Here is a 26,516-nt window from a genome sequence, read left to right as displayed (position 1 = left end):
GAAGCACCGCGGCCCGGCTGGCGCAGGCCGCGCCCCCCGGCCGCCCCCGCTCCGGCGGTGACCGCCTCTGTGGCCACCGCCCCCACCATGGCCGCCCCTGCTCCGGCGGTGACCGCCTCCGTGGCCACCGCCCCCACCATGACCGCCCCCGTCGCGCCGCCCCCCGCCCCGCGCCGCCGCCCCCGCTGGCTCGTCCCCGTCATCGCGTCCTGCGTGGTGCTCGCCGCAGTGGCGGCCGTGGTGCTGACAGCCGGCCCGGACAAGGTGTACCAGGCGGTGGCCCCCGACCCCGTGCCGACACCCGGCAGCACCCCGCTCGCCGAGGTCGCCGACAAGTACACCAAGACCCTCCCCACCTGCGCGCAGGCCGACCGCAGCATCAAGGCTCCGGCCGACTTCGGCGTGCCCAGCGGCAACAGTGACGGCGTGGGCCAGGAGCCCGGCCCGGACGGGCAGCAGCATCCGGCGAACTCCTGCGTCTGGAACAGCCGCTCGGGCGACGAGGTCGGGGTCTACTGGGACCTCTTCCTCTCCCGACCGGGGGGCCTCACCGGTGCCCAACTCGCGAAGCAGCATTACGAGGGCATGTACCTCGGCGCCAAGACCCCGCGCGACCCGAACCTCGGTGTCGGCGAGGAGGGCATGTGGTACGCCACCCCCGATGACGCCAACTGCGAGCTGTACGTCCGGGACGTCAACGTGGAGATGTTCATCATGGTCAAGGGCGTCCACTACCCGAGGGGGGCGGTCTGCCAGAACCTCGCCAAGGACATGGCCCGCCAGGGCCTGGCGGCGGTGGCGGCCCTGTGAGCGGAGAGAACCAACTGCCCCGGCAGGCCGGACCGTACGTGCTGCTCGCCGAACTGGGCCGGGGCGGCATGGGCCGGGTGCTGCTCGGAGTCACACCGGACGGGCGCCCGGCAGCGGTGAAGCTGGTGCACGCCCGGCACGCGGCCGAGCCCGACTTCCGGGCCCGCTTCCGGCGCGAGGTGGCCGCATCCCGCCGGGTCTCCGGGGCGTACACGGCGGCCGTACTGGACGCCGACCCGGACGCCGAACAGCCTTGGCTGGCCTCCGTGTTCGTGGCCGGCCCGTCGCTCGCCGCAGCCGTCGGGAAGGCCGGCGCACTGCCGGAACCGGCACTGCACCGGCTGGCGGTCGGCCTGGCAACGGCCCTGACGGAGATCCACCGGGCCGGACTGGTCCACCGAGACCTCAAGCCCGAGAACGTGCTGCTCGCCGAGGACGGGGCCCGGGTCATCGACTTCGGCATCGCGCGCGCGGCGGAGGGGCGGGAGACCACCGAGCTCACCGGCACCGGCTGGGTGATCGGTTCTCCGCAGTTCATGTCGCCGGAGCAGGCGGACGGCCGGGAGCTGACCGCGGCGAGCGACGTCTTCTCGCTCGGCTCGGTGCTGGCGCTGGCGGCGACCGGCCACAGCCCGTTCGCCGGCCCATCCGTCCTGCAGACGCTCTACAACGTCGTGCACACCGAACCCGACCTGACCGCCCTGCCGCCGGCCCTGCACGGGATCGTCGCGCGCTGCCTGGCCAAGCAGCCGGCCGACCGCCCCACGCCGGCCGAACTACTGGCCCTGCTCGGGCCGGTGCCCCCATCGACCGAGCCGTGGCCACCCGCCGTGCAGCTCATGGTGGCGGCGCAGCGGGCCCGCGCCGAGCAGCTGTTGAGCGGCGGGGCCGAGCACCCGGTGCCGCCCACCGAGGCCGCCCCGCCGACCGCGCTGCGCACTGTGCCCGACCTCCCCGTCCCACCGCCCCGTCCTCGCGTCCCACGCCATATCAGGTGGTGGGTCGTGGGCGGGCTGCTCGCGGCCGGACTCGGCGTCGGCGGCTACCTGTTGCTGGGTCAGCCGGGCGGCGGCAGTGAACTGCCCGACGCCTACTACACGATGCCGACCTGCGCGCAGATGGCGCCCGTTATTCCGATGAAGGATCAGCTGCGGGCGGACAAGGGATCGGACACGAACATCGGGAACCACGCCAAGACCGAGTGTCACTGGTTCCCCACGGCCCCCATCCGCCAGGGCGATCCGATCCCGGACGAGAGCGGCATCGTCTCCTGGGAGATGTACCGTTCGACCCGCGCCCAGAACGGCACCCGGGCTGCCGAACAGGACTTCGCCGGGACGGGCAACCGGCCCGAGACCGGCCTGGGCTTCGGCGACCAGGCCGACTGGCTCGACGCCACCACCACCGGCCCCAAATGCCAGCTCAACGTACGCGCCGGCAACCTGGTGATCCGGGTGTACCTGAAGCGCGGCACCTACCCCGACTGCGAGGCGTCGGCCCGGGACGTCGCGAGGGCGACCCTGGCGGCCATCCCGGCGGGAGCGTGAGCCGCTCCCGTGTCACCCCTCAACCTTGTTGATCCCTGCCAGCAGCGCACTGCGGTGTCCCAGCTCCTGGAGGGCGTCAACGGGTGGGGCAGTTCTCGGCATGGAGCAGCCGGATGTGCCGCCAGGGGTCGGGCGACCGGCGGCGGCGGCGCAACGGGCGCCAGGCTCCTTTGCCCAGACCCGGGCCCAGTCCAGGCCGGCCTCGGACCGCGCGTCCGGCATCGACCACAGCATCCCGAGCGCGTCCAGCATGTCGACCCGGTGGGGCGCCGGATCACCAGCCGAAGTGCCTTATCCGCTGGTCCGCCAGCCGGCGGCTGAGGTCGCCGCCTGGGCGTTGCCCGATGGCCTCGTCGTGTACATGCGCGCCTGCTAGCATCGCGACTCGCGCGGACTTGTGGGGGACCGTGCACGGGGAGAATGGAGCGAGATCCATGAGCGTACCCACTGAGATCTCACAGTTTCGCCTGGGCCACCGAACGAGCATGATCCGCACCGAGGGGCTGCGCAGCACGACCTATCGGTCGCAGTGGCACCTGTTCCCGCTCGGCGCGAGCCGACGCCCGGAAACGGGGTCCGTGGTTCTCGACGTAGTGTGCGGAGACTGCCGCGTCCCGATCAAGGTCGTGCTGGAATCCGAGCCGACCGCCGCGCAGAAGCAGCGGACCCGCAGCACGCTCGGCTGGCTCCTGCTCGTGGCGGGGATCGGCCTTGTTGTCATCGCTTGTCTCATCGGCGGCAGCGGCGCGGGTGCCGGCTTGGCAGGCGTGACCGGCTTGTTCGCCGTGGCCACCAGCTTCGGCGTACGCAGCGGGGCAAAGACCTATTCGGGCGTCCGCGTGGACCGCGACCAGCCCACCACCACGAACACCCCGCACCGGATCTTCGTCCGCTGACGCCGCCGAACGATGGCAGGGTCTGCTCTATGCCGCCCGGGTGTCCGCGCTGGAGGTGCGCGCCGTCACGGAGGTCAACCGAAGGCCGACCGGCACGTCCCGGCGATTCGCACCAACTACTCGACGGTCGTGTCGAGTTGTGAGTAAGCAAGGTAGTAGGCGATCTCGTCGGGCTTGGTCAGGCAGTGCCCATCGCCGGCGGACCTGGGTCTCGTCCTGGTAGTCGTACTCGGCCACGGCGGGCAGCCGGACGGCCGCCCAGCGGTAGACGCGCGGGCCCTTGGCGCCGTTGCCGCACGAGATCCGTTCCCAAGCCTCGGCCGGGGCCTGGGCGAACAGCCGGTCGATCCGTGGACAGCCTGCGCTGAACTGGGATTTGGGCACTGCCAGGACATGGCCGACGCCGGACTGTTCGGGCAGGCGCCGGAAGCGGCCCCCTGCCCGTAGGCCGAGTCCGCGGTGACCCAGGCGATTGGGCAGCTCGGAGGCAAGCGCACGCAGCACCATGGCCTTGGTCAGGTCGCCCTTGGTGTGGAAGTTCCGTTCATCGGGGATCTTCGTCGCGCGGCAGCGGTCCCGGTCCGCGGCCCGGGACTTGGGCAGGTAGAGCTCTCGGGCGACCAGGGCCCGGCCACGGGCGCCGGTCCGCCCGCGACGAGGAGGGCTTCGGCAGCTTCGACGATCGCCTGCCGTGTCGTTCGGAGGATTCTTTCGCTGGGGCCGACTTCACACTCGCCCGGTACTGGAACCACTTCCACCACTGGCATGGCTTCCAGTAGTGTCCGTGACGGCGAGTCGCGTTGTTGTCCGAGCGCCAGGCTGCCACAACTGCCTTACGGCGGAGGGGCATTGGGGTGAGCGGCGAAGCGGTCGAGGAGAAGTCGAGAGCCGCCGGGAATCCGACCTGTTGCGCCTGGTCGCGCTGAAACGCCTGAGATCGGTACCCCGACTCGCGGCACCCGCGAATGCCCGGCGATGTGCACTCACCTTGGAGATCCTGTGACCGATCAGGAAAGTACGGGGAAGTCGGCCGAGCCGGGTCCGGTGCGCGGTGCGGCGGTGGCCGCGGTGTGCGTGGTGGTGGCCGGGGCTCTCGCCACCGCGTCGGGGACGTGGTTCTCGCCGCAGTGGAAAGCGGGTTGGCTGATCACGGGCCTCGGCCTCGTCGCGGTGGCCGTGGCGTGGCCCCGGCGCATCCGCGAGGTGCCGGCCGACGAGGTGAAGAGGCGGGCGACCGCCGTCCTCGCCTTCGCCTGGGTCCTGGTGCTGTGCGTCGCGGCGGTGGCCTTCGCGCTGACCGTCAGCGTCTGGTTCCACGGCCGTGACCTCGACGGCACCGCGACGCTTCGGGTCCAGGCCCTGACGGTGGAGTGCGAGGACTCCGGTGAGCACGGGCAGAAGTGCCACTACTCCTACGTCGTGAACGGGCGGGAGTACCTCGGCGACGGCAACTTCGGGGGGTCTCTTCCCGTGACGTTGCGGGTAGACCCGGCCCACCCGGGAGACCTGGGGAGGGCGGACCAGGACTACAGGCTCCTGTGGGTCGGCATCGTGCTCTCCGCGCTGACGGCCGCTGGGGCGGCGTGGGGGCTGGTGGACGGTGAACGGGACCTCGCTCGGCTTGGTCGCGACGGTTACGCACCTGAGCCGGAGCAGGATACGCCGGAGGCGCGGAGCGTGGCCGAAGCGGAGGGGTTCGGTTCGTTCGTCGCCAGGAAGAAGATGCCGGGCAGTGCCGTCTTCGTCGGCGGGTGCATGGGCGCGGTCCTGCTCATCGTTTTCGGGGTCTCCCTGGTGGCGGCCACGGGCTTCGGGTCGGCCCCGAGCCTGGTGGGAGTCGTCCTCCTTGTCGCGGCGGTGGCCGTCGTGGTGCTCACGGTCCGACGCGACAGACGCGACACCGCCAGGGCGCCCATCGTGTACGGGTACGAGTCCGGCATGGTCATCGCCTCCGAGCGGGGATGCGAACCTCATTCCTGGCAGGACGTCGTCCCCTTCGAGTTCATGCGGGCCCTGAGGAGCAGCAGTGGCCAAGGGAGCAGTTCACGAACCTCCTACCACCGCTGCCTGGAGCTGCGTTCCCCCGCCGGCACCAAACTGCTCGGATTCCTCGGGCAGCGGGAGGCGGACCGGTTCGCCGAGCTGCTCGCGGCCTACGAAGTCCCGCGGGCCCAGGAGCGACTCGACCGGGGAGAGTCGGTCACCTACGGCCAATTCACCCTGAGCGCCGCCGCGTTGACCGTCGACGGCACGGCGCACCCGTGGCGGGACATCCACCACGTCACCACGGCCGACCACGAGGTCGGCGTCGTCCTCCGCACCGGGGAAACGATCTCCGCGTTGCCCGGCGAGACGCCCCACCTTCGCGCCCTCCGCAGCCTGATGGTGCACCGGATCCGGAACGGCGGATCCCTCGCGACCGAAGCCGAGGGCGAGCCGGGCGGGGGCGCCCACTCCTGACCGGCCCGTCCGAGGCGACACCATGCAGGAAGGAGCGGGTCCGGACCCCGCGAAGACGCCCGGCGAGGAGTGGGCAGGGCTTGATGAGCGAAGCAGGGAGGGCACGCCGGCCATGCAGGACGGGATCGATCCCAGGTTTGCCGCGGTCGACGCCGCGCTCGATGCCGCGCTCGATCGGGGCGACCCCGACGCCGGTACCGAGGTGATCAAGCTGGTCTTCGCGAGCGACGGGTTCGAGGCTGTCGCGGCGAGGGTCGAGCGTGCTCTGGGAGCCGACCGGTTCAAGGTTCGGCAGCTGGCCTGCGTGGCCGCAGGCGACCTCGCCCGAACTTCGGGCCGCCTGACTCCCAGCATCTACGCGGCGCTGCGAGCGGAAGGACTCGGAGGGGTGGCGGACACGGCGATCAGGGACGCTCTGACCTTCATCCCGTTCCGGCAACTGTCCTGGTGGTGCCGATGGACCTGGATCCGGCTGACCGTACTGGAGGGGATCGAAGGACGATGGCTGCGCGCCGTCGACGCCGTCGAGACCGCGCGTGATGCCTGGCGGGCCAGGTAGCCAGGTCCGGACGCCCCGAGTGGCCGGGCCGCCGGTGACCCGGCAGGCCGGAGGCGTGGGATTCGCTCCGGGCAGGGCGACCCTTTTGAAGGTGACTCGCGGGTGTCCGACCGTTGGGCCGGGTACGCTGGGCGCAAGGGTTGGCGGCTGGCTGGGGGCGGGCGTGGGGACCAGGATTTCGGTGTCGCTCAAGGGGCCGCTGGGGCTGGACGACGCGTCCCGGCTGCTGGAGGAGCTGGCCGCGCAGACGGGCCTCGGCTGGCGCGAGGAGCCGGTCGACGAGGGCAAGGTCCTCAGCGGTGGCCTGGTGGAGATCCTGCTGGTGGCCGTGGTGAGCAAGACGACCGAGCTGGCCTTCGAGGCGGTGCTGGAGCGGGTGAAACAGGTCGTCGAGCGCTGGCGCGAGGAGCGGCTCGACAGGCCGGAGGCAGCGGTCGACGCGCAGGCCCTGCCCGGCACCGAGGCGACGGGTGCGCAGGAGCGGGACGGCTGAGATGGCCTCCCGGGCGTTGGTGATCGGACCGGGCGAGTACGCCGAGGACTCGGGCCTGCCGGGCCACCCCACGATCCGCGCGAGCGCCCTGATGTACGGGCACGCCCTGGCCGGCGACGCGATGTGGGGCCCGGAGAGCTACCGCGTCCTGGTCGGCGAGCAGGCGCGGACCGCGGACGACGTCATGCGGGCGTTGCAGGGGGCCGCGGACGCGACCGGGCCCGAGGACGTCCTGCTGGTGGTCTACGTCGGCCACGGCCAGTACTGGAGCGACGTGCCGGGCGGTCAGGTCCACTTCTCGGTGGGGTCCTCGTACAAGGACAAGCCGTGGACCTGGCTCTCCAGTTGGTACCTCTACCGCGCCATGCGCAAGGCCAAGGCGCGGCTGAAGGTCCTGATAGCCGACTGCTGCTACTCCAACATGCTGCCGATCCTGAGCGGAGGGGACGAGGCGCTGGTCCTGCCCGGGGTGCTGGGCCGGCGGGACGAGGGCAGCTGCGTCTTCACGGCCGTCAGGAACGTCAGGGCCGCCGACGCCGAGGGCTGTTCGAGCCTGCCCGCACCGCTGGACCGGTGCACACCGTTCAGCGGACACCTGCTGCGCGTCCTGCAGGGCGGCACCAAGGACCACAAGGACCGGCTGACCATCGGCCTGTTGCGCGAGGCGGTGCGGCGGGAGATGGAGGGCTGCGCGCACCAGGCGCCGGGCATGCTGCTCAACGACGCCCGGGACGGCACCCCGCTGTTCACCAACCAGATGGAGCGCCGGCTGCGGGATCAGAGCCAGGTGCCGGCCAGCGCCGAGGACTGGATCCGGCATCTGATGCTCGATCAGGACTACTTGCTCGACGTGCTGTTCGGGGACGAGCGGATGGTCGGGGACATCGTCGGCACGCTGAGCAGGAGGCCCGACGACGCCAGTCAGTCCCTCGCGCGCCACCTCGACGAGAAGGCGAACACGCGGTTCCAGGAGGCCGAGACCTTCGCCCGGTACTGGAACCGGGTGGAGCGGGCGCCGCGCACATGAGCGGCAGTCTGCCGGGCGAGGCTGCCGGGGGCGGCCCGGAGCGCCCCTCGGCCCTCGGCTACGGGTGGGTGACCACCTGCTCGATCGAGAGCTTCGTGCGCCGCATGCAGGCCATCCGGCTGGGCACGGCCAACGACGACGGGGCGCAGCCCGCCACCGCGATCCGCCTGCTGCACGTGTTCGCCGTCAGTCGCTCCATCGACGATCTGCTCACGGCGGCCTCGACGTCGATGCCCGCGTCCAGCCCGGCCCTGCCCGCGCGGGACCGCCTCAACTACTGGGACTCCGTCAACATGCTGGCGACCGCGGCCCTGTGCCGCAGCGCCGAACAGGCGGCGGAGCTCGCGTGCAAGCAGTGGGAGGCCGAGGGGCGCGGCGCAGCGGGGCGGGGCACACCGCTGACCGACGGCATCGTGCACGACGTCGCCTGCCAGCGGACCGCGCCGGACGTCGCCGTCTTCGTCCGGGAGTGCCGGCGGGCGCAGGGGCCGGTGGACAAGACGCTGCGCGTCTTCACCCGGCCGAGCTCCGGACGGACGAATCTCGACAAGGCGCTGCTCTACATCCTGCTGCGCGAACAGGGCTGCGACCCGGAGGCCACCAAGCTGCTCCTGCAGACCCTGTCCACGATCGACCGGCACGGTTCGACGCAGGCGGCGGACACCGACCCGGCCGAGTTCCACGACCTGGTCGGGGCGCTCTACCAGCTCAGCCCGGCCGAGCAGATCCTGGAGAACTGGGTCGATGCCCAACTGGCCGACCCGGAGCAGGTGATCGCGACCAGGCGGATCGTCGCCCGGCTGATCGCCAGCGAGACGGGCAGCCCCGACACCCTGGTCGAACACGTCGGCGCCCGGTTGTCCCGGCACGACATCGTCGAGATATGCGGCCAGTTGGCGACAACGCGGCCCGAGAAGTGCGACGAGATCCGCCGGCACGCCGCGGCCCGGAGCAGCAACGACGAGCTCGCCGAGCTCGTCATCGCCTGGCACCGCTCCCAGATCCTCACCCGGACCACCAAGGACCTCCTCGCCGACGTCGTCGCCGTCGGGGTCGGCGGGGCCACCGGACCCCGGCCGCGGTCGAGGGTGGCCGACCTGGACAAGGTGTTGGCGAACTTCAACGCCGAGGCGGAGTGCCGGCGACTGCTGTGGATCGCCGCGGCCGAACAGGTCGAGGGCCGCTCGGGGATCGAACTGGCCGAGCTGCTCGGCCGAGTCGAGCGCACCAGCGACCGCTACCGGGTGGCGCGCAGGACCGCGCGCAAGCTCACCGCGCACGTGCTCGGCGACGGCGCCGACCCCGCCCTGTTCGTCGACTACGTCACGAGGCTGCGCGTCGACGGGCGTTCGGACGCTGTCTTCCTCGCCCTCAAGGAGTTGGCTGACCCCTCCGACCCGGGCAGCTGGTCCGAGGGGTCGGCGCTGGTCATTGCGGAGATCGCGGTCCGCCTCTACGCCCGGGACGCGGGGCGCGACGGCTGGGACCTGCTGGAGCGCTGCCTGGAGAACGAGCAGCGCATCAGCCACCAGGACGTGGCGGCCGTCGTCGCCCGGCTGCGCGAGCCCGACAGCACGCTGCCGGCGGACCGCAGGCTCTTCCTGCTGCGCGCCACGGTGGGCCGCTGGTCCGACACCCACGCCCGGGAGAACGCGGTCGAGTTGCTGCGGGAGAAGGGCTACGACCCGGAGGCGGCGGAAGTCGTCCGCTCACTTCGGTAGGTCGGGGGCGGGCGTCGGCGCCGGCAGCAGCGGGGCCTCCTGCCCCACGTGCTGGCGCGAGGTCCTGACCAGGATCTCGAAGGCGCCGAGCGCCAGGGCGGCCACCAGCACGCCCACCGCGAACTCCTGGTGCGTCCCGACCGATGAGTTGCCCAGCAGCGTCAGCAGCATCAGCGCGGCCAGGTAGGCGGTCAGCCAGATCGCCGCCCGGGCCGCCGCGCTGGTGCGCCAGTGGCGCAGGAGCGTGACGTGCTCCTTGGCGTCGTAGATCCGTCCGAGGAGTGGGAGTCGGCGCGAGAGGACGGGGAGTATCAGCAGCAGGGCGCTGCCGCCGGCGAGCGAGGCCATGGAGCGCCACATGCTTGCCCAGCCCGCGCCGTAGAGGATCAGCGCGATCAGCGTGAAACTCACCCGGGCCAGCCCCTCGTGGACGGTGCGCCGTCGCGAGGAGTGCCGGCCCAGCTTGCTCCGCAGCGAGACCAGGACCACCCCGGGGAAGGCGTAGATGATCAGCGTCAGGACCCCGGTGACGGCGGTCAGCGGGGCCCAGCTCCCGCCGGCCAGCCACAGCACGACCGCCCCGATGAAGAAGTCGGCCAGCAGGATCAGCCAGTAGACGTCGTAACGCTGCCGCAGCGAGGCCCTGCGGGCGCTCTGCAGGCCCCGGTGCGTGAGGTGGGCCCGGCTGAGCGCGGCGACCTCGCGGGTCACGGCCTGTCCGAAGACGAGGCCGGCGCCGAACGGCGAGGCCACGGCGTCGATCCTGAGCAGCCACCCCAGAACGTTCAGGTCGGCGGCGAACGCGAAGTCGACGAAGGGCGACTCGGACCCGTCCACGGCCTGGTGCGAGGGGGACCCCAGTGGCTGCCAGTGCGTCTGGTACCGGCCGAAGACCACCTGCAGCGCGATGTACAGGGCGGTCGAGCCGACTATCGTCCCGAAGACCGCCCAGCGCAGCCGGGCCGCCTCGCCGATCCCGCGCCGCTTGACGTTCCCGGCGAGTTCGAGTGGCGCCTGGAAACCCACGTAGGCGTAGATCACGCCGCTGTTCACCACGGCGGCCAGCACCGCACTGCCGCCGTGCCCGCGGGGATCGGCGGCCGACGGCAGGATGCCGCGCTGAACGCCGTGGGTGAGCAGCAGCACGACGGCCAGGACCGGGACGGCGACCTTCGCCAGGGTCAGGGCGGTGGAGAAGCGGAACAGGAGCCGCGGTGCAATCAGGTTGACCGCACATATCAGCATCATGAAGGCCAGCGTGTACCCCCAGCCCACGAGGGTGAGCCGGTGGTCGACGAGCAGCCCGGGGAGCTTCCAGGACAGGCCCTGGGTCATCGCCAGGGCCTCGCTGGCCGAGTTGATCGCGTAGAAGATCCACAGCCCGGCGGCGATCACGGTCGCCACCAGCGGTCCACTGCTCTGCAGGGGCAGGAATATCAGCCCGCCGGTCTTGGGCGCGGCACTGCTCAGTTCGACCATGACCCAGGCCACCACCAGCATCAGCCCGCCGCCGACCAGCCAAGCCAGCCAGGCGCTGGAACCGGCCTGCTCGTACGCCTTCTGCGCGCCCACCAGCCAGCCCGACCCGAAGACGCCCCCGGCCGCCAAACCGACGAGATGGTAGACAGGCAACCGGCGTTGTTCGTCCTCGTCCTCGATCCGCACCGCCTGTCCGCTGCCGCGCCGCGCCTCGTGGACGCTCACTTGGGCCCTCCCCGACGTTCACGGTGCTGGCTCCCCCATGCACAGCATCGAAAGGCTACAGAACACGAGACGATCCGGGTGATGGTCCGTCAGGAAATTGCTACGCAATGAAAATCAGGTCAGCAGCCGGTGCCGGGGTCCGGGCGGCTCGCTGTCGTCCACTGTCCCGTGGCCGGGCCCGGGTCAGCCGCAGTGGCTCCAACTGCTGGTCCAGGAGGTGCCGCCGGCTTCGCTCCCGCCGGTCGCGTGCAAACGACCTCAGTATCGTCTGGGCAGGTCAAATGCCCTTTCGGGCCAGGAAGTTCGCGAGACCGTTGACTCCGTCGCCGATCGCCGGGCAGGATGCCGATCATCCAGGCGGACACGGCCGGAATCACACTCTCTCCACCCGTACCTTGCAAGGTCTCCGCAACAGATGCACTAGGACAGGAGGGGGCCCAGTGGGGAACGTCTGCACGGTTGCGACGGAGCCGGACGTCCGACCAAGCCGGTCGGGGCTTCTCGGATCGCATCGCACCGGCCCCGTGGACGGGATGTTCGTCACCCGGCGGGGGCACCGGGGTGGGACGCGGGCCGGGGGCGCTCGCCGCACCGCCCCCGGGGCGGGCCGTGCCGTGTTGCCCGGCCGGGCGCGGTGACGGCGGTCATGACGGAGACTCGCATGCGAGTGGCCCTGATCGGTGCGGGCCCCCGCGGTCTGTCCGTACTGGAGCGGCTCTGTGCCAACGAGCGGATCAACCCCTCCCCGCGTCCCCTGACCGTGCACCTGATCGACCCCGACCCGCCGGGGGCGGGCAGGGTCTGGCGCACCGACCAGTCGCGGCACTTGCTGATGAACACCGTGGCGTCCCAGGTCACCGTGTTCACCGACGACAGCGTACGGATCGACGGCCCGGTGGAGCCCGGGCCGAGCCTGTACGAGTGGGCCCGTTCGCCGTACGGGGCCGAGGCCGAGGTGCTGGCCGAGGCAGCCTCGCTGGGCCCCGACTCCTACCCCACCCGCGCTTTCTACGGGGCGTACCTGCGGGCCGTGTTCCAGCGCCTGGTCGAGCGGGCCCCGCGGCATGTCACGGTCCGGGTGCACCGCTCCCGGGCGGTCGCCCTCACCGGTGAGGGGTCTCAGCGGGTCCGGCTCGCGGACGGCGGCACGGTCGACGCACTGGACGCCGTGGTGCTGGCCACGGGGCACGGACCGGCCGTACTGGGCCCGGAGGAACAGCAACTCGCCGACGCAGCAGCGGGATCGGGGCTGCGCTACCTGCCGCCGGGCAATCCGGCCGACGCCGACCTGAGTGCCGTCCGGCCGGGAGAACACGTTCTGCTGCGCGGCCTCGGGCTGAACTTCTTCGACCACCTGGCGCTGCTGACCGAGGGCCGGGGCGGCACGTTCACCCGCCGCGGCGGCCGGCTGGTGTACCGGGCCTCCGGCAAGGAGCCTGTGCTGTACGCGAGTTCGCGGCGCGGTGTGCCGTACCAGGCTCGTGGCGAGAACCAGAAGGGCGCCTACGGGCGGTACGTCCCGAGACTGCTCTCGGTCGAGTTCGTCAGCGCCCTTCGCCGGCAGGACGCCCCGCTCGACTTCCGTCGCGACCTGTGGCCGCTGATCGCCCGCGAGGTCGAGAGCGTGTACTACGGCGCGCTGCTGGACGTCCGCGACCGCCCGGCCGACCGGGGGCCGTTCACCGAGCTCTACCTGGCCGCCGAACGGCCGGAGCGGCGGGCCGAACTCCTGCGCGCGTACGGCATCGACCGGGCGGACCACTGGGACTGGGAACGCCTGGCCCGACCGTGCGCGGGCCGGGAGTTCGGCGACCGGGCGGAGTTCCGGTCCTGGCTGCTGGAGTACCTGTCACAGGACCTCCGGGAGGCCCGCGCCGGCAACCTCCGGGGCCCGCTGAAGGCCGCGCTGGATGTCCTGCGCGACCTGCGCAACGAGATCCGGCTCGCGGTGGACCACGGCGGCCTGGCCGGCGACTCGCACCGCGAGGACCTGGAGCGCTGGTACACCCCGCTCAACGCGTTCCTGTCGATCGGTCCACCGGCCGCCCGGATCGAGCAGATGATCGCGCTGATCGAGGCGGGCGTGCTCGAACTCACCGGCCCCGGAACCACGGTGAGCGTCGACACCGACCGCCGGGCCTTCGTCGCCCGTTCCGGCCGGGTGTCGGGGCCGCCGGTCCTGGCCACGGTGCTGATCGAGGCCAGGCTCCCCGAACCGGACGTGCGCCGGACCGCCGACCCGCTGCTGCGGCACCTGCTGGACAGCGGCCGGATCGCTCCCTACCGGACGTCGGGCGCCGGCGGTGACGAGACCGGAGGCCACGAGACCGGGGGACTGCACGTGACCGGCCGCCCGTACCGGGTGGTCGACGCCGACGGGAGGGCGCACCCGCGCCGGTTCGCCTACGGGGTTCCCACCGAGGGCGTCCACTGGGTCACGGCGGCCGGTATCCGCCCCGGGGTGGACTCCGTGACCCTGGGCGACTCGGACGCGATCGCACGCGCCATACTTTCGCTCCGGCCCGTGGGGCACCAGGAAACCGACAGGACAGGAGTCAGCGCGTGACACTTGAGACCGTGCCATCCGAGGCGGAGGCGGACACCGGTCTGCTCTCGCCGGTCCGGGCCGGCACCCCGATCGAAGGCGCGGTCGGCGACCGGGCCTGGCTCCAGGCGATGCTGGACGCCGAAGCGGCGCTGGCCCGGACCCAGGCCGGACTCGGAGTGGTGCCGGCATCGGCGGCCGAGGCCATCACCGCCCTCGCCCGGGTCGAGAACTTCGACGTACGGGCGCTCGCACTGGCCTCCCGGGAGACCGCCAACCCGGTGGTCGGCCTGGTCCGGGCCCTGACCGAGCTGGTGGCAGCCCGGTACCCCGGGGCGGCGGAGTACGTCCACTCCGGCTCGACCAGCCAGGACATCCTGGACACCGGGGCGATGCTGGTCGCGGCCCGCGCCCTGCGGATCATCCGGGCGGACCTGGACCGGGTGGCCGAGGCGCTCGCCGCACTGGCCGAGGCCCACCGGTCCACCCCGATGGCGGGACGCACCCTCGCCCTCCAGGCCGTGCCGACCACCTTCGGCCTGAAAGCCGCCGGATGGCGGCAGTTGGTGCTGGACGCCGACCACCGGCTGGCGCTGGTCGAGCAGACCGGTCTGCCGGTCTCGTTGGGCGGCGCGGCCGGCACCCTGGCCGGATACCTGGAGAACGCCCGCGCCGCCGACCCCGCCACCGACGACGACCCGGCCGGCTACCTCGACCGCCTGGTCGACGCCTTCGCCGCCGAGACCGGACTGGCCCGGCCGGTCCTGCCCTGGCACGCGCTGCGGACCCCCATCGCCGACCTGGCCGCCGCGCTCGCGTTCACCGCCGGGGCACTCGGGAAGATGGCGGTCGACGTACAGGTCCTGACGCGGACCGAGATCGGCGAGGTCGGCGAGCGGCCGGTGGCCGGACGCGGAGCCTCCTCCGCCATGCCGCACAAGCAGAACCCGGTGCACTCCACTCTGATCCGCAGTGCCGCACTCCAGGTCCCGGTCATCGCCACCGGTCTGACGCAGTGCCTGATCACCGAGGACGAACGCTCCGGCGGCGTCTGGCACGCCGAGTGGCAACTGCTGCGAGAGGCACTCCGGCTCACCGGCGGCGCCGCGCACACCGCGGTGGAACTCGCCGAGGGTCTGCAGGTCCGGCCCGAGCGGATGGCGGCCAACCTCGCACTGACCGGCAGCCAGATCGTCTCCGAACGCGTCTCCGCCGTCCTCGCCCCCCTGCTCGGCCGGGCAGCCGCCCGATCCCTGTCCTCCCGGGCCGCCGCGACCGCCGCGGCCACGGGCCGGGAACTCGCCGAGGTACTCGCCGAACTCCCCGAACTGAAGGACGTGTTCACTCCGGAGGCGCTCGCGGCGCTGTGCCGCCCCGAAGACTACCTCGGCGCCGCGGAACCACTGGTCGACCGGGCCCTGCGGCTCTGACCCCGGCGGGCAACGGTCGGCCGGTGCGACGGAACGGGGGGCTCGCCCCCCGGGGGCGCGGCCTGCGGTGCGCGGCTGTCGCCCGCCGCGGGCCGGTCTCGTTGCCCCGGCGGGCGGGTCAGGTGTCGGCGGCGGGTTTCTGGCCGTGCTGGGAGGAGCGCAGTTGCTCGTTGATGCGCAGGGCTTCTTCGAGTTGGTCCTCGAGGATGATGATGCGGCAGGCGGCGTCGATGGCGGTGCCCTGGTCGACGAGGTCGCGGGCGCGCATGGCGATCCGTAGCTGGTAGCGGGAGTAGCGGCGGTGTCCGCCCTCCGAGCGCAAGGGTGTGATGAGGCCCTGCTCGCCGAGGGAGCGCAGGAAGCCGGGGGTGGTGCCGGTCATCTCGGCGGCGCGGCCCATGGTGTAGGCGGGGTAGTCGTCGTCGTCGAGGGAGTCGGGGGTATGCGGTCGGACGGTTGCCGTGGTCACTGCACCTCTTCTTGTTGTGTCGGTGGACGCGTTGAGGGGCCCCGGGGCGTTTTCGGCTCCCGGGGCCCCGAAGGGTTTTACACCATCTGTCGGCCTGTGGCCGACTTCCTCATGTCCGCCTCGCCCCGAGAGAGGGGGCGTGCGGGGATCGCGTATGCGTGACCGGAAACCACCGTCCTTGCCTTGGGGTCTTCGGAATCCGCCCGGGTGATCTTCACGGGCCGGGCGATCCTGATGGCGCTCTGTGCCCTCCGTTCATCCTCTGGACTGGCCGATTACTGCGAACTGCGGGTACTTCCAACTTCCGGACTCCCAGCACGCGCGCCGGCAGCCTGGCGCCTTCACTGGGATACCGCGTACTGCGACTGCCGGTACTGCCCGACTTCAACTTCACTTGCCGGTCATGCACTTACCGCACTGCGGTACCGCTCGGTGGCGGCCCCTGATACCTGCGGGCCACCTGGCCCGGTCGCCAGCCCCGTCGCCGTCCTGCACCTGCTGTGGCTCCGGGACTCCGCTACCGCGCCGTCTTTGCGTCACCTTCTTCACGCCCACCTGCCCGGCGTGTCCTGCGTCCTGCTGAACTGCGGTACCGCTCGGTCTGCGACCCCTGATACCTGCGGGCCGCCAGGCCCGGCCGCCGGCCCTGTCGCCTACTGCACCATCTGTGGCTTCAGGACCCTGCAACCGTGCCGACCTGTGCACTTGCGTACTGCTGCCCGCCAGTTCGTGTCTGGCGGGTACCGCTCGACCTCGTCTACGAGAGAAAAACTAGCCACGGTGCGCGGCAATGTCTACTCCAGCGAGCACAGATTTTTCCGTGTCGGCGAGGTAGACAGTCTGCGCCCCGCGCGTGGGGGAGTGGCCGGTCGCCGCCGCTGGGGATGGGGGCGACCGGCGAGGGCGGGGCACGGGCGCCGGGTCGGACGGCTGCGGTGGCTTCCGGTCCGGTCAGGTCGGCCGGTTGTCCGCCGGTGTGGTCGGGGGGCTGCCCGGGGCGGCGGCGGGCAGCGGCCAGTCGGGGTGGGCGAGCCGGCGGCGCAGGGCGTCGAGCCGGGCGAGGTGGTGGTCGAGGGCGGCGGTGACGGTGCTCGTGGTGGCGGCTACTCGTGCTTCCAGGTCTTGGATCCGGTCCAGGATGTCCTGCCAGCGCCTTTCGGAGGCGGCGGTGGCGAGGGGGTCAGGCGCGGCGTCGGTCGCTGTCATCGCGGAGCTGGGTGGTGTGGTGGGTGAGGGTGTCGAGGCGGGTGGCGAGGTCGGCCTGATCGGTGCCGAGGTGGGGGCGGATGGCGGTGAGGGGCTCTATGAGGTCGGCGGGGTCGGTGGCGCCGAGGGCGGCGGTCAGCGCGGCCTGGGCGGAGTGGGCACCGGGGGCGAGTGCGGTCATGGTGATCCGGGATGCGAGGACCCGCAGCTCGGCGGCGTTGTCGCGGGCCCAGGCGGTGACCGTCCGGTCGGCGGCCCGCCGGTCGCGGACCGCCTTGACGCGTTCCACACCGGTGGCGGCCTGCGGCTTGCCACCGGCGGGCTTGAGGCGCAGGTAGCGGTTCTCTGCGGCCTGGCGGCTGGCGACGCCCATGGGCCGGGCGAGGTCGGCCCAGGTGGCGCCGGCCTCCCGGGCGCTCTCCACCAGGCCGGCTTCCCACCCGGCGAGCTGGGTACGCAGCTCGCGCAGCAGCATCAGGGCGGCCAGGGCCTGCTCGGGGCCTTCCTGCCCGTCAGGGGAGGCCGGGGGCCGGGACGCGGGGTCCTGGGCGGTGCGGACGGCGTCGTCGATGGCGGCCAGCGCCGCCGCGGCCGCCAGGAACGAGGCGGGCTCGACCGGCTGGGGAGGACCGGCGGCGGGTCTGCGGGGCTTCTCACTCATGAAGTCACTCTATACGCGACATGTGGACTTGTCATCGGATGGATGACGCGCTACAAAGGTGTCAGGTGAAGCGCACTGGCACCCATTCGATCAGTGGAGGTGTTTCGCGATGCTGTTGCGCACTGACCCGTTCCGCGAGCTGGACCGTCTGACCCAGCAGTTCCTGGGCAACACGGGGACCTGGTCGCGTCCGGCACCGATGCCGCTGGACGCCTACCGGGCCGGCGACGAGTACGTGATCTGCTTCGACCTGCCGGGGGTGGACCCGGAGGCGATCGACATCGACGTCGAGCGGAACATGGTGACCGTCAAGGCCGAACGCCGCCCGCGTCACCAGGGCGAGGACGTGAAGTGGGAGCTGTCCGAGCGCCCGCTCGGAGTGTTCTCCCGCCAGGTCATGCTCTCCGACACCCTCGACCCCGCCGGGATCACCGCCGACTACGACGCCGGCGTGCTGACCCTGAAGATCCCGGTCGCGGAGAAGGCCAAGCCCCGGAAGGTCGCGATCAGTCACGGCGGCGACCGCAAGCAGATCCAGGCCTGACCAACCCCCGGTGCCGTTCCGGCCGCCCCCTGATCTCTCCCCCCTCGATCGCAAGGGCGGCCGGAACACCCCCGACCCCCAACGGCCGGCCGCTTCCGCCCGGACCGGCCCACCCGCAGCGACGTGGCAACGCCATGAACGGCCAGAGCAACCACCCCTTCATCGTGCGGGTGGACGGCGAGATCGACCTCGACACCGCCCCCGCGCTGCGCCGTGCTCTGGCCGCCGCGCTCGAGGCGCACCGGGAGGTGGTGCTCGATCTGTCGGAGGTGACGTTCATGGACTGTGCGGGCCTGGGCGCCCTCGTCCGGGCCCGCAACCAGGCCGACCGCAGCGGCAGCCGCCTGATCCTGCGCGGAGCCGGCCGCCGCGTCGTCCGGCTGCTCGAGCTCACCGGTCTGCACCGGCGCTTTGCCGCCGAGCCCCGAGCGGGCACGGTCGCGCCGGACATTGGAACGGAGGGAGAACCGCGGTGACTCTTCGATGGGAAGCGTTCCTGGACGAGGTCCGGGAGCGCGGCGAGTACGACACCCCGCAGGAGGCCGAGCGGGCCGCCCGGGTCGTCCTGGCCCTGCTCGGCGCCCACCTGGTCGGCAACGCGCGCGCGGAACTGGCCGCCCGCCTGCCGGAGACCATGGCCCTGATCCTGCTCAACCCCTTGCAGGCAGCCGAGCCGCTCAGCCCGGAGCGGTTCGTACGCGCGACCGCGGCCTGGATCGAGGGAGCCACCGAAGCCACGGCCCCGTGGGACATCGGCGCAGTCCTGTCCACGGTGGCCGACGCCGCCGGCGACGACCTCACCAGGCGGATCCTGCTCCAGCTGCCACCCGGCTACGACCTGCTGTTCGGCCGCCCCACCGCACGGCCACGCCCCTGACCACCCGCTCACGCCGCCGGTCCGCCGGCGGCCGGCCCCTGGAAGGCCCACGGTCATGACTCGACGCTGTGCTGGCCCTCCTGGGCTCCCAGCTCACCGGCGACGAACGCTGCGACCTCGCCGCAGTCCGACGTGTGGCGGACGGTTCATCGGCGCTTGGGCGCCTCGGTGAGGTGGTCAGGGGCGTCCGAGGAAGTCGAGCAGCAGAGCGGTCAGTTCCTCGGGGTGTTCCTCGTAGATCCAGTGGCCGGAGTCTGCGATGGTCACGCCGGTGACGTCGGAGGCGTACGCCTTGGCCTGCTCGCCGACGGCTGGGCCGAGGCTGCCCGACGCGCCGATGGCGAGCACCGGCATCGGCAGGGGGGTCTGCCGGAACCGTGCGTTGTCCTGGATGTCCTGCGGGAACGCGCGGAACCACGCCAGGCTCGCCCTCAGGTGGGCGGGGTCGCGCAGGTAGTGGGCGTAGCCGGGGAGGTTGCCTTCGCCCGTTCCCCGGGTGGCGAGGGGTTCGTGTCTGTGGAGGCCGTGACGGCGAGGTGCTGGAGCGGCGGTGATTGGTAAGCCCGTGGGCGGACGGGAGGTGGTGTGCCAGGATGCACATCATGCTTACTGTGGACCGTCACCTCGCCGAGGACGAAGACCTCGTTTACGTCACCCGGCAGCATTGGACGCAGCTCGTCGGCGAGTTCGTCGTGCTGTGCCTCACCTGGGTCGTGGCGGGCGGGATCCTGTGGCTGCTGCCCAGCGGCGAAGGCTGGGGCGGGGTGGGAAGCTACGTGGTGCTCGCCGCGGCGCTGTTCGTCTCCCTGCGGTACTGGCTGATCCCGCTGATGAAGTGGCGTGGCACGGTCTACATCCTCACCACCAAGCGGCTCCACCTGCGCAGCGGCTTCCTGACCAAGACCGGTCACAGCGTTCCGCTCCTCCGGGTGAACGACATCTCGTTCGAGGCTTCGCTGTGGGAGCGGATCATCCGTTGCGGGACGCTCAACGTCGAGTCGGCCTCCGAGCAGGGGATGTTGACGCTGAGGCATGTTCCGGACCCCGAGGGGCTGAAGAACAAGATCTACGAGGCCATGGACGAGGCGCAGGAGCACCAGCACGGGTCCGACGGGATGACCTCCACGACCCGATGACCGGGGCGGCTCCAGCGGCCCCGCCTCCGCCGCGCCCGGGTGAATCGAGGCGTCGGCGCCCTGGCTGACGGTGTAGGCGCAGCCGAGATGGTGAACGACCGGGTCCCCGGCCGGCTGCGGGCGTCGCCGGGATTGTCGGCAGGTGGCAGGGCATCGTGGGGGCAGGCACCGCGGGGCCGAAGGTGCACCTGCGTGGTGGCCTCGATGTCGGACGGTGACGGGGCGCGAGCCGGTGCAGCGGATCTCCTGGACGACCTGGCCCGGCACCCCTGCCGGTTTGGAGTAACAGGCCCGGTGGCACGCGTAGTTGGCTAGCCTGGTGGGTGACCGGACGGCTGGGAGGGGATGTCGTGCCCGATGTGGATGTGATCGTCGGTCAGGTCGTGCCGGCGATCGGCGCAGCAGTCGGTGCCTACGGGGTGGAGGTGCTGCGGCGGACGCAGGATGCCGCAGCCGGGGCCACGGTCGGGCTGGGGCAGCGGTTGCTGGCCAGACTGCTGCACCGCGCCCCCGTGCCGGCGCCGTTGGAGGCGGCGGTGGAGGACCTCGCCGAGGACCGGCTGAACCCGGACGCGCTGGCCGCGCTGCGGCTGCAGGTCCGCAGGCTCCTGCTGGCGGACCCGGAGCTGGCCGCGCAGGTGGCCGCCATGCTTCCGCCGGTGCCGGCCGCTTCGCCGGTCCAGGCCGACGGGGAGCGGTCGGTGGCCGTCGGGACCAACCACGGCGGAAGGATCACCACGGGCGACAACTCGCCGATCTCGGGGCCGGAGTGACATCCGCCGGGCCCTGGCCCGGCACGCCCGTCGGGGCCACCGGCCAGCGAGCGGTCCTGATCGCCGGGTCGAACTACGGCCAGATCACCACCGGCGACCACTCCCCGATCACCGTCACGCGGCTCCCGCCGCTGCGGGCGATCGACGAACTTCCGCCGACCGCGGGGCCGGTGGGGATCCCCGGCCGGGTGCAGTCGTTCGTCGGACGGCTCGACGCGCTGTCCCGAACAGCGCGGGCCCTGGCGCCGGGGCCCGGCGTGGTGGTGCACACGGTGCACGGTCTCGGTGGCGTCGGCAAGAGCGCACTGGCCGCGCAGTACGTGTGCACCCACGGCCACCGCTACTCACAGGTCGTGTGGCTCGGGGCCGACGACACCACTGCGATCGCGGCAGGTCTGCGCAGGTTCGCCCTCGCCCTGGAACCCGCCGCGAGCCTGCTGGCCTCCGAGGCGCTGGTCGAACGGGCGCTGGCCTGGCTGTCCGCGCACGACGGGTGGCTGGTGGTGCTCGACAATGCGACGGCGGCCGACAGCCTCGCTCCGCTGCTCGCCGGGATCTCCGGCTCCGGCCGGTTCCTGATCACCAGTCGCAGTTCGGTCGGATGGCAGCGGATCGGGGCCGACACGCAGGTGCTGGAATCGTTGGGCGCGGAGGAGTCGCTCCGCCTGCTGGCCGCGAGTACGGGCCGCGGACCCGCCCCGCCGCCCGGAGGCCGGGAGGTGTGCGAGGCGCTCGGCCACCTGCCACTGGCCGTCGTCCAGGCGGGCGCGTACCTGGCGCAGACCGCCACCGGGGCGCACGCCTACCTCCGGCTGCTCGCCGAGCAGCCCGTCGTGGCCTACAACAGGGGCGACGAGCACACCGACCCGGACCGGACCATCGCCCGGATCTGGCGCATCACACTGGACCGTGTCGCCGACACCCCGTTGGTCGGGGAGGTCCTGCGGGTGCTGGCCTGGCTCGCGCCGACCGGCATTCCCCGCCGACTGCTCGACGGCCTGGCCGCCGAACCGGAACTCGCCCACGCGCTCGGGCGCCTGACGGCGTACAGCATGATCGCCCGCCGGTCGGAGGGGCCCGACGGGGGCGGCTTCCTGACGGTGCACCGGCTGGTCCAGGCGGTGGCCCGGACGCCGGATCCGGCGGATCCGCACCGGTCACCGGAGGCGATCGCCAGGGCCCGCACGCGGGCCACCGGTCTACTGGTCGGGGCGATGCCCGAAACCACGAAGGACGTGCGTCACTGGCCCGTCTGGCGGTGGCTGACGGAGCAGATCGCGGCCCTGGCCGAACATGCGGACCCGGCCACCGACGACCTGAAGACCGCGGCCGCCCTGAACCAGGCCGGGATCTTCCTGGGCTCGCAGGGAGACCTGGCGACCGGAATCGCTTTCGTGAACCGGGCCCGGGACGGATTCCGGAGACTGACCGACCGCGCCGACCCGGACACTCTGGTCTGCACCAACAACCTCGCCGACCTCCTGCGCGAGGCCGGTGACGCCAGGCGGGCGATCCGGTTGTTCGAGGACATCCTGGACGATGTGCGCCGGGTCTTCGGCGAGGAGGACACCAGGACGCTGCGGGTGTGGACCAACCTCGCCGGCGCCCAACTGGCCGCCGGAGAAGCCCACCGGGCGATCGCCGTGCTGAAGCTGACCTTGGACGGCTACCGCCGGGTGAAGGGTGACGGGCACCCCGACACCGTCACCTGTCGTGAAAGCCTGGCTGTCGCGTACAGCGCCGCCGGAGACCTCGCCCGGGCGCTGCCCCTGCTCGACCGCAACCTCGCCGACTACGAGAGGATCCTCGGCCCCGACCACCCGAACACGCTGCACTCCCGCAGCAACGTGGCCACCGCGCAGCTCGCCCTCGGCGACATCCGGCGGGCGGTTCCCCAGCTGAAGCAAGCCCTTGCCGACAGCCTCCGGGTCCTGGGCCCCGACCACCCGGACACACTGACGATCCGCAACAACCTCGCGGGCGCGTTCGCCGAGGGCGGGGACTTCGCACAGGCGCTCCCCCTGCTCGAACAGAACCTCCACGACCGCCGGCGGATCCACGCCGAAGACCACCCGTCGACCCTACTGGCCCGTCACAACCTGGCCCACGCCCGACTCGACGCGGGCGATCCGGAAGGGGCGCTGGCGATGCTTGCCCCGGTCGCCGCCGACGCCCGCCGCGTCCTCGGCGAGGAGCACCCCACTGCGCTGCGCATGGCTTCGAGCCTCGCGAACGCCTACGACGCTGTCGCGGAGTACGGGATGGCGATCGAGCTGTACCGGGGGACGCTGGCCACCGCCGTCCGGGTCCTCGGCGAGGACCACCCGGAGGTGCTCATGATCCGGAGCGGCCTCGGCCGCACCTGCGTGATGGCACAGGATGCCGAGTCTGCGATCCCGCTGCTCGAACAGACGCTGGCCGCGAGCCGGCGGGTGTTCGGCCCGGACCATCCGATGACCCTGACGGCGCGCAGCGATCTGGCGACGGCGCGGGCCGAGTGCGGGGGCTACGACGCGATCGTCCAGGAGCTGGAACACCTCCTGGCGGACGTGCGGCGAGTCTTCGGGGAGGAACATTCGCGCACGCTGGACCAGCTCGTCCTGCTCGCCGACGTCTACGACCTGGTAGGGCTGACCGATCGGGCCGTCACCGCGTGGCGCGCTGCCCGGGCGATCTCCGGGCGGCTCCGCGGCGAGGAGCACCCGGACACCAGGAGGGCCGCCCGGTGCCTGGCGGCGGCGCTGCGCGCGGCCGGGGGCTGAGCGGGGCTCAGAGGTTCCGGTAGCAGACGGTGTAGGCCAGGTCGGTGTAGATCTTCGGGGACCAGGTGCCCCAGCCGTAACGGCCGCAGAATCCCGGGGCGTTGTAGGTACTGGTCCGGCCGACGACGATCACGTTGGCCCGGTCGCAGGAGGCTTTCGTGAAGGTCGCGTGGCTGTCGGAGCCGGTTCTGGCCAGGCACTGGTTCACCACCGCCCGTCCCAGGTCGTCGGGATAGCGCATCTCCAGACAGAGCGTCACGCTCTGGCTGTCCCAGCGGGGGACCGGGAACTGCATGACCTTCTGGGTGCTCGGAGCGGCGCCGCAGAAACCGGCGTCGGCCGGCCCCTGGTGGCGTGCCAGGACGGTGAAGGCACCTGTCCGGCAGGACAGTTGGACCCACGAGGTGCCGGGCTCGCCGTACACGCACTGACCGGGCCGGGCGTAGTACGCGTCGCCGTGCTCGTACTGGTAGCTCAGGCAGAGGACCAGGTTGTAGCCCGGGTAGGAGAAGTTCCACGTGTCGGCGGGGATGTCGTCGCAGCGGCTCTGGTCCGTGGTGCCCTCGAAGACCCGCAGCACCTTGAACACCCCGTTGCCGCAGTCCGCCGGTTCGAGTCGGACGTCCTGCCCGCTGCCGTTGGCGCCGAAGCACTGACCCGACCGGGCGGTCCGGATCGGGTCGGGCGGTGGCGCGGTCGGGCTTTCGACGGTCGGGCTCTCGACGGTCCGGCTGGGCGGATCCGGCGCCGGTCGAGTCGGCCGGACGGAGGCCGTCGGCACGATCGGCGGCGGCTCCGGGACGACGAAGTGGGACACCGGGGGTTGTGGGGCGGGGTCGGACCGCGGAGTGGAGTCGCCGTCCGACGAGCCGAACAGCAACGCTGCGGCGACCACGATTGCGAGCAGCCAGCCGACGGCCTTGCCGCGTTTCGGAGGCGGGACCGGCGGGACGGTGGTGGGTGGGGTCGGCGCGGGTGCCGGTGCACCACCCGGCCTCACCGGGCCCGGCCCCACCGGGCCCGGCCGTGCCGTGTGCGGTCGGGTGGGTGGGGTCGGCCGGGGCGGGGGCGGCGAAGGGGGCCGCGGCGACGGTGCGGCGGGCTTGGTCGAGGCGTTGACGAGGGCACGCTCCAGGGCGGGGAGCCACTCGCCGGGGGTCGGGCGCGCGTCCGGCCGCGACTGGCTTCCGGTGGCCAGGTCGGCCAGCTCGGGGTCGATGGACGACAGGACCCCGGGGTCCGTCGCGCTCTGGTCCCGGGCGATCAGCCGGATGGCCATCAGTCCGAACTTGAGGGCGTCGCTGTGCGGCGTCGCCTTCTCCTCCCCGTCGTGGCCCTGCCACTCCGGGGTCTCCAGCTGAGGCATCGCGCTGTCGCCCCGGAAACGCATCGCGTCGCAGTCGAGGAAGAAGCAGGTGGCGGTGGGCCCGGTGGCGAAGAGCACGTTCCTCGGCGACAGATCGCCGACGGCGATGCCGAGTCGGTGCATCCGCTCCAGGGTGCGGGCCAGTTCCCGGAGCAGCGCCAGCCGGTCACGGGGGGTGATCTTCAGGCCGATCCGGGCCACGTAGTCGTCGCTGTTGAGCAGGAACTCGAAGTTGGCGGGTTTGCGTTCCGAACCCACCGGGCTGAGCCCCCGGTAGTCGAACCTGAACCGCTCGGGCACCTTCCGCATCAGGAAGCCGGTGACGGCGCCCTGATGGGTCACCAGGGCGTCGGGCCAGGCGGCATGTTCGCGCAGCCAGCGGGCATCGTCGTCCGGCACCCCCGGGAGGTCGACCATGGACTGCAGCACCCCGGAGCGGAGGGAGGGCAGGACGGCCGGCAGGTACTCCTTGTAGACGGCCGACGCCAGGCCGGCCGGACGGCCGCGGACGGGACGGACCGAACGGACCACGCCCTGGCCGCCCTTTCCCAACTCCGCGCCCAGGACGAGGTCGGAGAGGCAGACCGTCGGAGCCGGCGAGGTCACGGCAGGGGCCCCGGCTCGGCGACCGGCCAGAGAGCGATCAGTGTCCGGTCGTCGTCGAAGGTCTCCCGGGAGAAGTCCAGGACGTGTGCCAGCCAAGCGGCGGACGGCTCGGTGGCCAACTGCCGGGCGAACAGCGCGCCCACCAAGCCGGTGCCGTCCCCGAGCGGATCGCCGAATCCGTCGGTGCCCACCAACAGGACCTGCCCCGCAGTGAGTTGACAGCCGGCCAGTTCCGCCGGTTCGGGGCAGCGGGGCAGCGGCACCACCGCGTTGGAGACAACCTCCGCGTCCGGAGCCGACTTGGGTGCGAACAGCGCGCGGTACGCGGCACGGTGGAGATCCAGGGCCCAGGCCCCGGAGTCGCCGACCCGGGAGAGGGCCACGTCCAGGCCGCCGGGGACCGGGCACGCCGTCCCCACCACGAGGGTGGTGGCGAGCAGCCGCTCCACCTTCGCCGGGTCGGGAGCCGGGTCGTCGAGCAGGGCTGCGCCGCGTTCGAGCAGGGCGGCGGCCGCGTCGCGCAGGACGGCGGCCCACTCGACAGGGCGCTGACCGGCGTCCAGTCGGTCGAGCACCGCTCCGAGCGCGGCCTCGCAGGCAAGCGCGGAACCGAGTTCGGGGACCTCGGCAGCCGACACCCCGTCGGCGACGGCGAACACGATCGTGCCCGAGGCGGCGTGCACGGCCGCCGCGGCCGAGTCCTGGCGCGGCTTGCCGTAGTAACGGTGGGCATTGCCGCGGACGGAGGCCATGCGCAGCTGCGCGCGGGGCGTGGACCAGCCGTCGGACTCGGTGTCCGCACGGTAGCTGCGCCCCTTGGGCGGCCGGGGCTCGAAGACGGCACCGGCGCGGTCGACCACGATCGGTGGCCAGACGGTCGGGTCGGGCGGCGCCTTCGGACGCGGCGGGATCTCCGGCCGTGGT

23 protein-coding genes are annotated in these 26,516 nt (G+C 72.3%); 16 read left to right on the top strand and 7 right to left on the bottom strand.

All coding sequences use genetic code 11. The features are described from left to right. The first annotated feature begins 57 nt into the window (after positions 1-57). From ACIHEI_RS06080 to ACIHEI_RS06045, 8 genes are all read left to right on the top strand, one after another. Positions 58-810: a hypothetical protein gene (locus tag ACIHEI_RS06080; protein WP_396605876.1), complete on the top strand. Its 753-nt coding sequence runs from the start codon at positions 58-60 to the stop codon at positions 808-810. Next, positions 807-2,357: a serine/threonine-protein kinase gene (locus tag ACIHEI_RS06075; RefSeq protein ID WP_396605794.1), complete on the top strand. Its 1,551-nt coding sequence runs from the start codon at positions 807-809 to the stop codon at positions 2,355-2,357. Before ACIHEI_RS06080 ends, ACIHEI_RS06075 begins: the two co-directional genes overlap by 4 nt. A gap of 434 nt (positions 2,358-2,791) precedes the next feature. Next, positions 2,792-3,253, top strand: coding sequence for a hypothetical protein (locus ACIHEI_RS06070; protein WP_396605793.1), 462 nt, complete (start codon positions 2,792-2,794; stop codon positions 3,251-3,253). A 999-nt stretch (positions 3,254-4,252) separates the two neighbouring features. Beyond that, on the top strand, positions 4,253-5,713 hold the full coding sequence (locus ACIHEI_RS06065) for a hypothetical protein (protein WP_396605792.1): 1,461 nt from the start codon (positions 4,253-4,255) through the stop codon (positions 5,711-5,713). A gap of 112 nt (positions 5,714-5,825) precedes the next feature. Next, the gene (locus ACIHEI_RS06060) at positions 5,826-6,272 is read left to right on the top strand and encodes a hypothetical protein (RefSeq protein WP_396605791.1); all 447 of its coding nucleotides are present in this window, start codon (positions 5,826-5,828) and stop codon (positions 6,270-6,272) included. 163 nt (positions 6,273-6,435) lie between these two features. Continuing rightward, complete coding sequence (locus ACIHEI_RS06055) at positions 6,436-6,765, top strand: hypothetical protein (protein ID WP_387636498.1); 330 nt, start codon at positions 6,436-6,438, stop codon at positions 6,763-6,765. Position 6,766: 1 nt separating this feature from the next. Further along, positions 6,767-7,792, top strand: coding sequence for a hypothetical protein (locus ACIHEI_RS06050; RefSeq protein WP_387636495.1), 1,026 nt, complete (start codon positions 6,767-6,769; stop codon positions 7,790-7,792). Then, a complete protein-coding gene (locus tag ACIHEI_RS06045) occupies positions 7,789-9,513 on the top strand; it encodes a hypothetical protein (protein ID WP_387858794.1) in 1,725 nt (574 codons plus the stop codon). Before ACIHEI_RS06050 ends, ACIHEI_RS06045 begins: the two co-directional genes overlap by 4 nt. Here the strand turns inward: ACIHEI_RS06045 and ACIHEI_RS06040 are convergent. Beyond that, positions 9,502-11,217 carry an APC family permease gene (locus ACIHEI_RS06040; protein ID WP_396605790.1) on the bottom strand — a complete coding sequence of 572 codons (1,716 nt, stop codon included), beginning with the start codon at positions 11,215-11,217 and terminating at the stop codon, positions 9,502-9,504. The genes ACIHEI_RS06045 and ACIHEI_RS06040 overlap by 12 nt on opposite strands. A gap of 646 nt (positions 11,218-11,863) precedes the next feature. Between ACIHEI_RS06040 and ACIHEI_RS06035 the strand changes: the two genes are divergently transcribed. Together ACIHEI_RS06035 and pcaB are read left to right on the top strand one after the other, a co-directional pair. After that, positions 11,864-13,783 carry an FAD/NAD(P)-binding protein gene (locus ACIHEI_RS06035; RefSeq protein WP_396605789.1) on the top strand — a complete coding sequence of 640 codons (1,920 nt, stop codon included), beginning with the start codon at positions 11,864-11,866 and terminating at the stop codon, positions 13,781-13,783. Beyond that, complete coding sequence (pcaB, locus tag ACIHEI_RS06030; RefSeq protein ID WP_396605788.1) at positions 13,780-15,192, top strand: 3-carboxy-cis,cis-muconate cycloisomerase; 1,413 nt, start codon at positions 13,780-13,782, stop codon at positions 15,190-15,192. The genes ACIHEI_RS06035 and pcaB overlap by 4 nt, the downstream gene beginning before the upstream one ends. A gap of 118 nt (positions 15,193-15,310) precedes the next feature. Here the strand turns inward: pcaB and ACIHEI_RS06025 are convergent, their stop codons facing one another. From ACIHEI_RS06025 to ACIHEI_RS06015, 3 genes are all read right to left on the bottom strand, one after another. Then, positions 15,311-15,592 carry a MerR family transcriptional regulator gene (locus ACIHEI_RS06025; RefSeq protein WP_396605872.1) on the bottom strand — a complete coding sequence of 94 codons (282 nt, stop codon included), beginning with the start codon at positions 15,590-15,592 and terminating at the stop codon, positions 15,311-15,313. Between the two features lie 1,020 nt (positions 15,593-16,612). After that, the gene (locus ACIHEI_RS06020; protein WP_396605787.1) at positions 16,613-16,867 is read right to left on the bottom strand and encodes a hypothetical protein; all 255 of its coding nucleotides are present in this window, start codon (positions 16,865-16,867) and stop codon (positions 16,613-16,615) included. After that, complete coding sequence (locus tag ACIHEI_RS06015) at positions 16,842-17,528, bottom strand: type III effector protein (RefSeq protein WP_396605786.1); 687 nt, start codon at positions 17,526-17,528, stop codon at positions 16,842-16,844. Before ACIHEI_RS06015 ends, ACIHEI_RS06020 begins: the two co-directional genes overlap by 26 nt. A 109-nt stretch (positions 17,529-17,637) precedes the next feature. Between ACIHEI_RS06015 and ACIHEI_RS06010 the strand changes: the two genes are divergently transcribed. The 3 genes from ACIHEI_RS06010 (at position 17,638) to ACIHEI_RS06000 (ending at position 18,949) form a co-directional block, all read left to right on the top strand. Then, a complete protein-coding gene (locus ACIHEI_RS06010) occupies positions 17,638-18,072 on the top strand; it encodes an Hsp20/alpha crystallin family protein (RefSeq protein WP_387636477.1) in 435 nt (144 codons plus the stop codon). 134 nt (positions 18,073-18,206) lie between these two features. Then, positions 18,207-18,548 carry an STAS domain-containing protein gene (locus tag ACIHEI_RS06005; protein WP_396605785.1) on the top strand — a complete coding sequence of 114 codons (342 nt, stop codon included), beginning with the start codon at positions 18,207-18,209 and terminating at the stop codon, positions 18,546-18,548. Further along, positions 18,545-18,949, top strand: coding sequence for a DUF2267 domain-containing protein (locus ACIHEI_RS06000; RefSeq protein WP_396605784.1), 405 nt, complete (start codon positions 18,545-18,547; stop codon positions 18,947-18,949). The genes ACIHEI_RS06005 and ACIHEI_RS06000 overlap by 4 nt, the downstream gene beginning before the upstream one ends. Before the next feature lie 177 nt (positions 18,950-19,126). On the opposite strand, the gene ACIHEI_RS05995 is transcribed toward ACIHEI_RS06000, so the two are convergent. After that, positions 19,127-19,303, bottom strand: a complete 177-nt coding sequence (locus ACIHEI_RS05995; protein ID WP_396605783.1) for an alpha/beta fold hydrolase — start codon at positions 19,301-19,303, stop codon at positions 19,127-19,129. Positions 19,304-19,551: 248 nt separating this feature from the next. Here ACIHEI_RS05995 and ACIHEI_RS05990 point away from each other — a divergent pair, with 248 nt between their 5' ends. The 3 genes from ACIHEI_RS05990 to ACIHEI_RS05980 all read left to right on the top strand — a co-directional run bounded on the left by ACIHEI_RS05990 (position 19,552) and on the right by ACIHEI_RS05980 (position 23,620). Next, complete coding sequence (locus tag ACIHEI_RS05990) at positions 19,552-20,085, top strand: PH domain-containing protein (RefSeq protein WP_396605782.1); 534 nt, start codon at positions 19,552-19,554, stop codon at positions 20,083-20,085. Between the two features lie 350 nt (positions 20,086-20,435). Further along, positions 20,436-20,858, top strand: coding sequence for a hypothetical protein (locus tag ACIHEI_RS05985; RefSeq protein ID WP_387636461.1), 423 nt, complete (start codon positions 20,436-20,438; stop codon positions 20,856-20,858). Beyond that, positions 20,855-23,620, top strand: coding sequence for a tetratricopeptide repeat protein (locus ACIHEI_RS05980; RefSeq protein ID WP_396605781.1), 2,766 nt, complete (start codon positions 20,855-20,857; stop codon positions 23,618-23,620). Before ACIHEI_RS05985 ends, ACIHEI_RS05980 begins: the two co-directional genes overlap by 4 nt. A gap of 7 nt (positions 23,621-23,627) precedes the next feature. On the opposite strand, the gene ACIHEI_RS05975 is transcribed toward ACIHEI_RS05980, so the two are convergent. Both ACIHEI_RS05975 and ACIHEI_RS05970 read right to left on the bottom strand, forming a co-directional pair. Next, positions 23,628-25,592, bottom strand: coding sequence for a hypothetical protein (locus ACIHEI_RS05975; protein ID WP_396605780.1), 1,965 nt, complete (start codon positions 25,590-25,592; stop codon positions 23,628-23,630). Then, positions 25,589-26,452 (bottom strand): protein phosphatase 2C domain-containing protein, encoded by an 864-nt coding sequence (locus tag ACIHEI_RS05970; RefSeq protein ID WP_396605779.1) that lies wholly within the window; start codon positions 26,450-26,452, stop codon positions 25,589-25,591. Before ACIHEI_RS05970 ends, ACIHEI_RS05975 begins: the two co-directional genes overlap by 4 nt. Between the last annotated feature and the right edge of the window lie 64 nt (positions 26,453-26,516).

Origin of the sequence: Kitasatospora sp. NPDC051984, assembly GCF_044593455.1 — a bacterium.
In the GTDB taxonomy this organism is placed as follows: Bacteria; Actinomycetota; Actinomycetes; order Streptomycetales; family Streptomycetaceae; genus Kitasatospora.
Note: the sequence above shows the minus strand (reverse complement) of the source record. Positions and strands in the feature narration are given on the sequence as shown.

Coding starts and splice junctions, on each gene's coding strand:
- ACIHEI_RS06070 (WP_396605793.1), top strand. CDS start 2,792: ATGAGCGTACCCACTGAGATCTCACAGTTTCGCCTGGGCCACCGAACG.
- ACIHEI_RS06060 (WP_396605791.1), top strand. CDS start 5,826: ATGCAGGACGGGATCGATCCCAGGTTTGCCGCGGTCGACGCCGCGCTC.
- ACIHEI_RS06050 (WP_387636495.1), top strand. CDS start 6,767: ATGGCCTCCCGGGCGTTGGTGATCGGACCGGGCGAGTACGCCGAGGAC.
- ACIHEI_RS06045 (WP_387858794.1), top strand. CDS start 7,789: ATGAGCGGCAGTCTGCCGGGCGAGGCTGCCGGGGGCGGCCCGGAGCGC.
- ACIHEI_RS06035 (WP_396605789.1), top strand. CDS start 11,864: ATGACGGAGACTCGCATGCGAGTGGCCCTGATCGGTGCGGGCCCCCGC.
- ACIHEI_RS06025 (WP_396605872.1), bottom strand. CDS start 15,592: ATGGGCCGCGCCGCCGAGATGACCGGCACCACCCCCGGCTTCCTGCGC.
- ACIHEI_RS06020 (WP_396605787.1), bottom strand. CDS start 16,867: ATGACAGCGACCGACGCCGCGCCTGACCCCCTCGCCACCGCCGCCTCC.
- ACIHEI_RS06015 (WP_396605786.1), bottom strand. CDS start 17,528: ATGAGTGAGAAGCCCCGCAGACCCGCCGCCGGTCCTCCCCAGCCGGTC.
- ACIHEI_RS06010 (WP_387636477.1), top strand. CDS start 17,638: ATGCTGTTGCGCACTGACCCGTTCCGCGAGCTGGACCGTCTGACCCAG.
- ACIHEI_RS06005 (WP_396605785.1), top strand. CDS start 18,207: ATGAACGGCCAGAGCAACCACCCCTTCATCGTGCGGGTGGACGGCGAG.
- ACIHEI_RS05995 (WP_396605783.1), bottom strand. CDS start 19,303: ATGCCGGTGCTCGCCATCGGCGCGTCGGGCAGCCTCGGCCCAGCCGTC.
- ACIHEI_RS05990 (WP_396605782.1), top strand. CDS start 19,552: ATGCTTACTGTGGACCGTCACCTCGCCGAGGACGAAGACCTCGTTTAC.